At 58.9% G+C, this 9215-nt stretch carries 11 protein-coding genes, 1 other RNA gene and 1 pseudogene; 8 read left to right on the top strand and 5 right to left on the bottom strand.

What is annotated here, in order from left to right; translation table 11 throughout:
* The first annotated feature begins 189 nt into the window (after positions 1 to 189).
* From QZL67_RS04295 to QZL67_RS04325, 7 genes are all read left to right on the top strand, one after another.
* Positions 190 to 852 (top strand): site-2 protease family protein, encoded by a 663-nt coding sequence (locus QZL67_RS04295; protein ID WP_022289531.1) that lies wholly within the window; start codon positions 190 to 192, stop codon positions 850 to 852.
* 23 nt (positions 853 to 875) lie between these two features.
* Positions 876 to 1658, top strand: a complete 783-nt coding sequence (locus QZL67_RS04300; protein WP_022289532.1) for a ScpA family protein — start codon at positions 876 to 878, stop codon at positions 1656 to 1658.
* A 28-nt stretch (positions 1659 to 1686) separates the two neighbouring features.
* The gene (scpB, locus tag QZL67_RS04305) at positions 1687 to 2313 is read left to right on the top strand and encodes an SMC-Scp complex subunit ScpB (protein ID WP_022289533.1); all 627 of its coding nucleotides are present in this window, start codon (positions 1687 to 1689) and stop codon (positions 2311 to 2313) included.
* Positions 2314 to 2340: 27 nt separating this feature from the next.
* The gene (locus QZL67_RS04310; RefSeq protein ID WP_022289534.1) at positions 2341 to 2547 is read left to right on the top strand and encodes a hypothetical protein; all 207 of its coding nucleotides are present in this window, start codon (positions 2341 to 2343) and stop codon (positions 2545 to 2547) included.
* The gene (locus QZL67_RS04315) at positions 2534 to 3253 is read left to right on the top strand and encodes a hypothetical protein (protein WP_022289535.1); all 720 of its coding nucleotides are present in this window, start codon (positions 2534 to 2536) and stop codon (positions 3251 to 3253) included. The genes QZL67_RS04310 and QZL67_RS04315 overlap by 14 nt, the downstream gene beginning before the upstream one ends.
* A 107-nt stretch (positions 3254 to 3360) precedes the next feature.
* Positions 3361 to 3915, top strand: a complete 555-nt coding sequence (locus QZL67_RS04320; protein WP_292919851.1) for an RNA polymerase sigma factor — start codon at positions 3361 to 3363, stop codon at positions 3913 to 3915.
* A complete protein-coding gene (locus tag QZL67_RS04325; RefSeq protein WP_022289537.1) occupies positions 3912 to 4694 on the top strand; it encodes a hypothetical protein in 783 nt (260 codons plus the stop codon). Before QZL67_RS04320 ends, QZL67_RS04325 begins: the two co-directional genes overlap by 4 nt.
* Positions 4695 to 4745: 51 nt before the next feature.
* Here the strand turns inward: QZL67_RS04325 and QZL67_RS04330 are convergent, their stop codons facing one another.
* The 5 genes from QZL67_RS04330 to QZL67_RS04350 all read right to left on the bottom strand — a co-directional run bounded on the left by QZL67_RS04330 (position 4746) and on the right by QZL67_RS04350 (position 8555).
* Positions 4746 to 5480, bottom strand: a complete 735-nt coding sequence (locus QZL67_RS04330) for a DUF554 domain-containing protein (RefSeq protein ID WP_022289538.1) — start codon at positions 5478 to 5480, stop codon at positions 4746 to 4748.
* Between the two features lies 1 nt (position 5481).
* Positions 5482 to 6219 carry a ThiF family adenylyltransferase gene (locus QZL67_RS04335; protein ID WP_022289539.1) on the bottom strand — a complete coding sequence of 246 codons (738 nt, stop codon included), beginning with the start codon at positions 6217 to 6219 and terminating at the stop codon, positions 5482 to 5484.
* Between the two features lie 93 nt (positions 6220 to 6312).
* A complete protein-coding gene (locus tag QZL67_RS04340) occupies positions 6313 to 7866 on the bottom strand; it encodes a peptidylprolyl isomerase (protein ID WP_022289540.1) in 1554 nt (517 codons plus the stop codon).
* A gap of 190 nt (positions 7867 to 8056) precedes the next feature.
* Positions 8057 to 8254, bottom strand: a non-coding RNA gene (ssrS, locus tag QZL67_RS04345) — 6S RNA.
* A 7-nt stretch (positions 8255 to 8261) separates the two neighbouring features.
* Positions 8262 to 8555 carry a DUF1292 domain-containing protein gene (locus tag QZL67_RS04350; RefSeq protein WP_022289541.1) on the bottom strand — a complete coding sequence of 98 codons (294 nt, stop codon included), beginning with the start codon at positions 8553 to 8555 and terminating at the stop codon, positions 8262 to 8264.
* 305 nt (positions 8556 to 8860) lie between these two features.
* On the opposite strand from QZL67_RS04350, the pseudogene QZL67_RS04355 reads away from it, so the two are divergent.
* Positions 8861 to 9215, top strand: a pseudogene (locus tag QZL67_RS04355) (hypothetical protein); the annotation flags it as partial.

Genomic DNA, 9215 nt, shown 5'->3' on the forward strand with positions numbered 1-9215 from the left:
GGGCGGACAAGTGGGCGAGGATTGAGGGGGACAATATCAAGATCCCGCCGCAAAGGGCAGACGCACAGCGTCTGCCTTTTTTTGCCGTTTTCGCCGTCAGACTGCCCCTGATAGGGGATTTTCCTTGTATTTGGTGGGGCAAGCTGGTATAATACTCCTATATTTTGGGGTATTTTGACTGGAGACGTTATGCTGCACTATCTGCGAGAATTGTTTTACGCTCTGGACTTTGCGTCCCTGAGCGATGCGGTGATGCGGGTGGCTGCCATTTTCCTGTGCCTGACGGTCCACGAGACCTGCCATGGCCTGGCAGCCTACGCGCTGGGGGACCCCACCGCCAAGTCGATGCATCGCCTGTCCCTGAACCCTCTGCGCCACATCGACTGGCTGGGCCTCGCCCTGATGTTTGTGGCCGGCTTCGGCTGGGCAAAGCCAGTTCCGGTGGATCTGCGCTATTTCAAAAAGCCCAAGCAGGGCATGGCCCTTACCGCCCTGGCGGGTCCGGCATCCAATTTTGTGCTGGCTTTTCTGGCGCTGCTGGCCTGTAAGGGTATCCTCCACGTGCCATACAGCGACTTCTGGGGAATGCTGTTTTTCTTCTGTTATTACACCGCGATCCTCTCCATCGGCCTGGGGGTGTTCAATCTGATCCCCATTCCGCCGCTGGATGGGTCCAAGGTACTGGCGGTGCTGCTGCCGGACCGGCTGTACGGCACCTGGATGCACTATGAGCGCTATGGGATGCTGGTGCTGCTGGCGCTGTCCTTCGCAGGCATCGGCACCGGCTTTATTGACGCTGCCATCAACGGCGTTTACACCGCTATGAGCACATTGCTGGGCATGCCGTTTTAAGCTATCTATGAGGTGAACGTCCGTTGGAAAATCCCGTATTCAAACTGGAAAAAGTGGTCCGCTCCCGGTCTGAGGAAATGCAGGACTTTGAGGGGCCGCTGGATCTGATTTTGTATCTTTTGGGCAAAAATAAGATGGAGATCCAGGACATCTCCATCTCATTGATCTGCGACCAGTATCTGCAGTGGCTTTCCCAGCGCCAGCAGATGGATCTGGATGTGGCCAGTGAATTTGTCACCATGGCCTCTCATCTGGTGTACATCAAGACCCGCATGCTGCTGGCCATTGAGGACGCGGAAGCCCAGAGCGAAATGGACGCCCTGATCCAGTCTCTGGAGGAGCGGCGCCGCAATGAGAACTATGCCAAGATCAAGGCCATGGCCCAGCGGCTTGCTCCCATGGAGGAGTTTGGCCGGAATATTCTCACCCGGGACCCGGAACCCGTGGAGCGGGGCAAGGTCTATCTGTACTCCCAGGAACCCGGGGACCTGATCCTGGCTATGGCAGAGATCCGCAGCCGGGCGGAGCGGGCCCTGCCGCCGCCCCGGACCGCTTTTCAGGACATCGTTCAGCATGAGCCCTATCCGGTGGAAAGCAAGGCCCGGGAGATCATCCAGCGGCTCAAGCAGCATGGTATCACCAGTTTCCGGCTGCTGTTCCGGGGCAACCGCAGCCGCAGTGAGATCGTGGCCACCTTTCTGGCGGTTTTGGAGCTGTGCCGGGCCTGCATTATCCATCTGGCAGGTTCTGAGACGGACTGCACCGTCCGTCAGGAGAAGGATCTGCCGGATAATTTGACGTTGTAAGGAGTAAGCAGCCTTGGAGCACTTGGAGATGAAAGAGATCGAATCCGCCGTGGAGGCGATTTTGTTCGCCTCCGGGGAGCCGGTGCAGGTGGAGCGCATCTGCGTGGCTCTGGAGATCGACCAGCCCACCGTGGAGCAGGTCCTGCAGCGGCTGATGGATTATTACGCCTATGAGCGGCGAGGCATCCGGCTGCTGCACATTGAGGACAGCTGGCAGCTATGTTCGGCGCCCGATTACGCGGATCTGATCCGCAGAGCTTTCGAGATCCGAAAGCCTGCCAAGCTCAGTCAGCCCGCGCTGGAGGTCCTCACCATCATCGCCTATTACCAGCCCACCACCCGGGCTTATGTGGACCAGATCCGGGGTGTGGACAGCGCCTATACCATCGGATTGCTGCTGGACCGCAAGCTCATTGAAGAGTGCGGACGGCTGCAGGTCCCGGGCCGGCCGCATCTCTACCGGACCACCCAGCAGTTCCTGCGGGCTTTCCACCTGACCAGTCTGGAAGATCTGCCGGAGATGCCGGATCTGGGCGGGGAAGGGCAGATGCGTCTGGGGGAAAACGGAGAGATCGTGGACCCGGACGCAGGCGCAGTCCCTCTGCCGGAGGAGGCGCCGAAAGACGAGGAACAGACGGAGGACGGGGAAACCTGACGGCCTGCGGAAAGAGGAGGAAGAAGATTGCGGTTGCTGCTCATCATTTTGGGCATTCTGGTGATACTGCTGGTGTTCCTGTGCCGGCTCCGGCTGGGCATCCTGGCCGCCTTTGCCGCGGGAGACGCCACGCTGGACCTCCGGATCGGCCCCGCCTCCATCCGTCTCTATCCGCCTCAGCCGGAAGAGGCGAAAAAAATGGAAGAGGCTGACAAAGCCGGTGGGGGTCAGTGACACGCAAAACGGCACTACGGTGACGGTGGACTCCGTCACCGTGGGAAACAGCACAGTGTGGATGCTGGTGAAGGTCAGCGGCACCTATACCCGGGAGAAGGAGGCCCACTATCATTTTGATGGAATGGACCTGACTCTGGACCCGGACCCGGATGCGGTGAAAACGCCCGGCGGGTATAGCCTGGACTATCCCTATGTCGGTGTGGCAGAGGACGGCACGCTGACCATGCTGGTTCGATTCACCATTGACCTTGCGGGGCAGAGCTCCCTGCTGGACGGTACCCGGCAGGCCACGCTGGTGTTGGCTGACCTGATGTACAGCGACAGTTTGCAGATGCAGGGTAGCTGGACGCTGACCTTCCCGCTGGAGCCCGGGGAGGCGGGGGCGGTGCGGACGCTGGAGGAGATCCAGGTGCCCGCCATGGACCTGGGGACCCGGGAGACCAGGATCATCTCCCTGCGGGACGTGGAGATCTCCGCCACAGACATTACCTACGTCCGTTCCCGGGAGAACCAGTCATGGGAGCCTTCGCGCTGTGCCCTGGTGCTGAAGGACGGCACCGTGGTGGAGCAGAGCAGTGGCGCCAGCCGCTTCCGTGATGAGGGCTATACGCAGTGGAGCAGTGTCTATTACTGGCAGGTGCCGGTGGACTTGACTCAGGTCACGGCCGTCCGCTTCGGGGATACGGAGATCCCGCTGAATTGAAGAGAGAAAAAAGGGTCCCGGCGGATATGCCGGGGCCCTTTTTTGTGGTACCCTGTGACCAACAGGAGGAAAATCCGGTCTATCAGGGTGAGAGGGGAGGCGAGGCCATGGAGGACCGGGAAATTCTGGAGCTGTTCCGACAGCGGGACCAGGGGGCCATCCCGGCGCTGGAGGAGCGGTACGGGCAGCGGCTGCGGGCGCTGGCCGGGCGGCTGCTGGGGAGCCCGGAGGACGCTGAGGAGTGCGTCAGCGACACGTACCTGGCTGCCTGGAACGCTATCCCGCCGGAGGAGCCAGTATACCTCTTCGCGTACCTGGCAGCGATCTGCCGCAACCGAGCCCTCAGTGCGCTGAGCCGGGAGAAGGCGCAAAAGCGCCGGGGAGAGGTGGTGGCCCTGACGGCAGAGCTGGAGCAGTGTATCCCGGATGCCCGGCGGGACCGGGAAGAGACCGCACGGGAGATTGGGGAGGCGCTGAATCGTTTTCTGAGGGGGCTGGGGGAGGAACCACGGCGTTTTTTCCTGCGGCGCTACTGGTACGCTGAGAGCATCCGGGAGGTGGCCCAAGCCTGCGGTGTCTCCGAGAGCAAGGTAAAGATGTCGCTGCACCGGACGCGGAAAAAGCTGCGGGAATTTTTGCAGAAGGAGGGACTTTGGCAATGAACGGACAGGACCTTTATGAGGGGCTGCGATTTGTGGACCCGGCTTTGCTGGAAGAGGCCGCGGAGCCGGTGAAGCGGCCCAAGCGGCGGCGGTATCTGCCGTTGGCGGCGTGTTTGTGCCTGCTGCTGGCGGGGACGGCGGGGGCAGTGCTCCACAGCGTGGAGATTCGGATGCTGGACGTGGAGCACCTGGAGGACTATCAGGACGCCCCCGGCATGAAAAAAACCATTGAAAATAGATCGGCGGACCAAGCCTACCAGGCGGCGGCCCAGGTGGAGATCACGCCTCTGGCGTCCCTCTCCCAGCAGGCCCGGGAGGACGCCGCGGCAGGCAGGAGAAGCCATGAATTTGACAGCTGGGAGGAAGCTACAGACTATCTGGGCATTGACCTGCCGGGACCGGATGGCCCCACTGACCTTCATTTCAAGCTGGAGGAGGGGCAGATCTCGGAGATCAGGCTCAGCGTGCACAAGAAATATGAAGGGGAATGGCATGCAGGCATTGGCGTGACCGCATACCTGTATACGGAGTATTACTCCGGAGAGCCGGGACAGTTCGTCCTGTTCTACGGAGATTTTGAAGACGCGCAGGCAGAGGAGGTCTCTCTCTCCAATGGAGATACCGCCCAGCTGATCCCGGTATTCAGCAGCAATGGTTCCGGGACGGTGACGGGCTATCTGTCACGTGGACAGGGGTTCTATGCAGTCTCTGCCGTCTGTCAGGAGGAATATGAGCAGCAGGTGACGGAGGAGGTCGTGCGGCTGCTCAACAGCATTTGACCCGGGCAAAAAAAGAGACGGCGCAAGCCGTCTCTTTTTTGATGGATACCCTCACAGGAACTGGCAGAGCAAAATGGGCAGGAAAATGGCAGGGACTAGATTCATAACCTTGATCTTGGTCAGTCCCAGCATATTCAGTGACAGCGCGATGATCAGCAGCGAACCCACACAGGTCATCTCCGCAATGGTGCTGCCGCTTTGAAGGTAGGGAGCCAACACCGAGGCCAGCAGGGCGATGGCTCCTTGGTAGAGGAACACCGCGGCGGCGGAAAACGCCACGCCGATACCCAGGGAGGAGGCAAACACCACCGCGATGATGCCGTCTAGCAGGGACTTGGCGAAAAGGGTGGTGTGGTCGCCGGTGAGGCCGTCGTTCAATGCCCCCACAATGGCCATGGCACCCACGCAGAAGAGCAGGCTGGCGGTGACGAAGCCCTCTGCCACGGTGGCCTTGCCGCCCTCGTGGACCAGCCGCTTTGTCTTTTCCTGGACCAGGTCTCCCAGAGAGCGCATCCGCCGGTCCAGGTCCAGCAGTTCGCCCACGATGGCGCCGATGACCATGGAGAGAATGGCGATGATGGTATTTTCCCCTTTCATACAGCCGGTAATGCCGATGAGAAGCACGCACAGCGCGGTAGCGTTGTTGATAATGGCCTGCAGGCGGAACCCCAGATTGCCGCAGCGGGGCAGGAAATCGGAAAAGCGGGAGGCCAGAGCAGAAATCAACATACCCAAGGCAGAGCCGGCCAGAATGGCCAGGGTATTGACAATGGTGCCGGTGAGCATGTCAGGCACGTCCTTTCTCTATGAGGTCCCGCACCACGGCACTGCCCAGCAGCAGTCCGGCGGTGGCGGGGACCCAGGGATTGCTGGCGGGGATACTCCGCCGACCCGGCGGCGGGGCCTCGGCGCCCTGCGGTGCATCCGGGGCGCGGGTGGGCTCCTCCGGGCTGAACACCACACGCAGATGCTCGATGCCCCGATTGCGCAGTTCCTTACGCATCACCCGGGCCAGGGGGCAGCCGTAGGTCTTGGAGAGATCCGTCAGCTGCAGCAAGGTGGGGTCCAGCTTGTTGCCGGTGCCCAGAGCCATCACCATAGGAATCTGCAGCCGCAGCGCGGTCTCCGCCAGATCCAGCTTGCAGGATACCAGGTCAATGGCATCCACAATGTAGTCATAGCGGCACCCGTCCGGGAAAAAGGCATCCCGGTGGGCGGCATCATAGGTGGCGCAGAGGGGGTGGACCTGCAGCTGCGGATTGATGTCCAGCAGACGGGCGGCCACAGCCTCAGCTTTGGCCTGTCCCAGTGTGGAGTGCAGGGCCTCCAGCTGCCGGTTGAGATTGGAGAGTCCCACAGTGTCCTGATCCACCAGCGTCAGCTCTCCAATCCCGGAGCGGGCCAGGCACTCGGCGGTATAGCTGCCCACACCGCCCAGACCGAACAAGATCACATGGGATGCGGCCAGACGCCGCTGGGCGTCCTGCCCCCACAGCATCTCATTGCGCAGAAATTGATTCTCCATGAGGAGACCTCCTGAAAGAAAAGTGAAAACAAGTCCGGCTTTGAATGTTCAAAGCCGGACTTGCTGCTTTGCCGGAGTATCCGGACAACTTCATTAAGAATAAGAGAACATACTCCGCACGAACCGGACGCCAAAGCTGCTCTGCTCAGCAGTGTAATCAGCAGTCTTTTCCGTGTACCAGGTGTTGAAATCGTCGTTTTTCAGCGTATCTTCCACCTGCACCTGCCAATAGGGAAGATCGGTGCCGACAAAGTACATGATGTGGTAACCGTAATCGGTCTCCACGATGCCGGTATCGCCGGCCTTCCGGGCGGGATCGAAGCACCAGTCATTGAAGGCGTCTACCATTTGACCCTGGTGGACCTGGCTGTACAGGCCGCCGTTGGTGTTGGAACCGGAGTCGGCGGAGTTCTCATTGGCCAGCTCAGCGAAGGAGTCCTCGGTGGCGTCACCGGCTTTCCACTGGGCCAGCAGATCCTCGGCCTTCTGCTTGGCCGCGTCCTTCTTGGCCTGGACGTCCGCATCATAGCCTTCGTCATCCTCGGAGAAGGTGGTGGCCTCGGGCTGGATCAGGATGTGACGCACATCCACGGTGTTGTAATCCTCACGGAACCGGTCGTGGAACAACACGACATAATAATAGGAGTTATCGGTATCCTCCAGCACGGTGGAATCACCGGCCTTGCGGGCGTCGTCGAAGAGCCAGTTCATCATGATGCTGTCGCTCCAGGCACCGGCGTCGGTGGAGGTGTAGGTGGACTTGTCGTTGTCCACCAGCTCAGAGGGATCGCTGCCGGCCATCCAGGCGGTGTACATGCTGTCGGCAGAAGCCTTGGCATCGGCCATGGCCTGCTGCGTCATCTCGTCGGTGACATCAATGGTGTTGCCGTCTTCATCCGTGGTATCGGCGGCGCCGTTGACCCGGATGACCTCGTAGGAAACTTTGTCGAAAGACTTGGGATCGGCGTTGTAAGCCTCGGTCAGCTGATCCTCGGTGTAGGTCAGGCTGTCCTCGTAGTTCTGGGCATAAGCCTGGGCCAGCAGGGTCCGCTTGGTCTGCTCCTCAAAGATCTTCTCGGTCATGGTGTTGCCGAAGATGCGTCTGAGGTATGCTGTGGTGCTCAGCGCGTTGCTGGAGGCGTTGGACTTCAGGGAGTCCAGATTCTCATCCAGCTGGGCCTGCAGATCGTCATTCCAGGCAAAGCCGTCCGCCTCGGCGGCGTCGTTCAGAGCCTGAATCTCTGCCATCTGCTGCAGGGTCTGGTCCATGAAGAAGTCGAACCAGCTCTCACCGTCGGAGTATTCCTGATCACGCAGATCGGTATTGACGTCCAGACCCATGTAGGAAATGTACTGATAGTTCTGGCTGAGGAAATTCTGATAGTTGTTGACAAAGTAGTAGTTCACTTCGGCGGCAGTGTAGGACTCGTCGCCGATGGTGGCGGCGGTAGCCATCTTGGGGATGAGATTGGAGCGATAGACGAGGCATGCAATGGCGATGATCACAAACACCACGGCAATGACGCCATAGAGGCGGTTGTTCCGCTTCTCCTCCTTGCGCTGCTGTGCCTCACGGGCAGTCTTGGGATCGGCCTGGCCGAAACCGGCCTTTGCCTGACGGGTATCCTTTTCTCTTGATGCGCTCATTCGTTGTTTCAGTCCTCTCAAGTATTCAGGTGCAAGATAAGCACCCGCTTATTATAATGGATATGACGCTGTTTCGCAAGTGGAAATTAAAGATTGCGGGCAAAGGAAATTCTACCGGCAATTGCTGAAAACGGCCTGAAATGGGAACCATAAAAAAACAGAGCAGATTTTATTCTGCCCTGTAAAATTCCGCTACCCCGCGGTGGCCGTGTAGACCCGTTATAACCTGCACCTTCACGGCCAGGTGGGTTGCCTCCAAGACGCTTTATCACTTCCAACTTCCAACCGCAAACAGCAGTCGGGAGGCCTGCGAACCACGACTTGATCCAGCATCCCTTATAACGAAATGTGGGTTAAAAAAGACCTATCACGCACCCCGCAGGGTAACTGTCTGATTATTGCTCCGAATCGTCCTCGTCAAAGAGAGATTCGACAAACAGATCGTAAACGGCATCCAGCTCTTCGTCGCTGTCCAGCGTGGAGAGGAGGTCCTCGCCGTTTTCATGGATGACTTTCAAAATCACAAGGCCGTTGTCCGGGTCATCCTCGTCCTCGCCCTCTGTCTCGGCGGGGAAGAAAGCCTGATACGTTTGGCCGTTGTATTCCAGCATATCCACAAACTCCAGAACATGCTCGTTGCCCTCATCATCGGTCAGGGTAATAAAGGTGGGGCCGAAATCTTCGCTCATTGGGCAATGCTCCTTTCCCGTTTGCTCTGGCGCTATTATACTGGACTTTTCACGGAATTGCAAGAGGCGGAAGATTGGAAAAAGGGGGAAAGATGGCTTCCAGAGATGAAAATAGTCTGTCCAAACCTAAGAAAAACATGTAAACAGGGAACTTTTTTTCGGGAAAAAGCGACATTTTCAATATTGACAGGGGATGGTACAATAAAAAGTATTATGGCGATCCATGAGCATCTGCGGCCGCTGGAAAGCGGCGCAGCGGAATGCTTTTTGCGTCAACCCACACCAGAAAAAGGAGGTGCCCTGCATTGGAGCACGGAAAACGGGAAACACCGTCTGAACGGACGCCGCGGCGCCGGGAACCCCATAAGAAAAAACGCGCAGGAGGAGGCGGCCGCTGGTCCGTCAAGTTCATTGTCGGCACGGTGGTTCTGATCGGCTTTTGCACGGCCCTGATGATGGCGGGCATTTTCATGATGTATGTAAAGACCACCCTGGCACCCGCGTTGGATGTCCGGGCGGAGGACTACATTAACAACATGAGCCAGAGCTCCATTATTTATTATCAGGATCAGGACAGCGGCGAGTGGAAGGAGTACCAGACCGTCCATGCCACCGAAAACCGCATCTGGGCGGATTTCGAGGACATGCCCGACGCACTGT

This window comes from Oscillibacter sp. CAG:155 (assembly GCA_000436875.1).
GTDB lineage: Bacteria > Bacillota > Clostridia > Oscillospirales > Oscillospiraceae > Oscillibacter.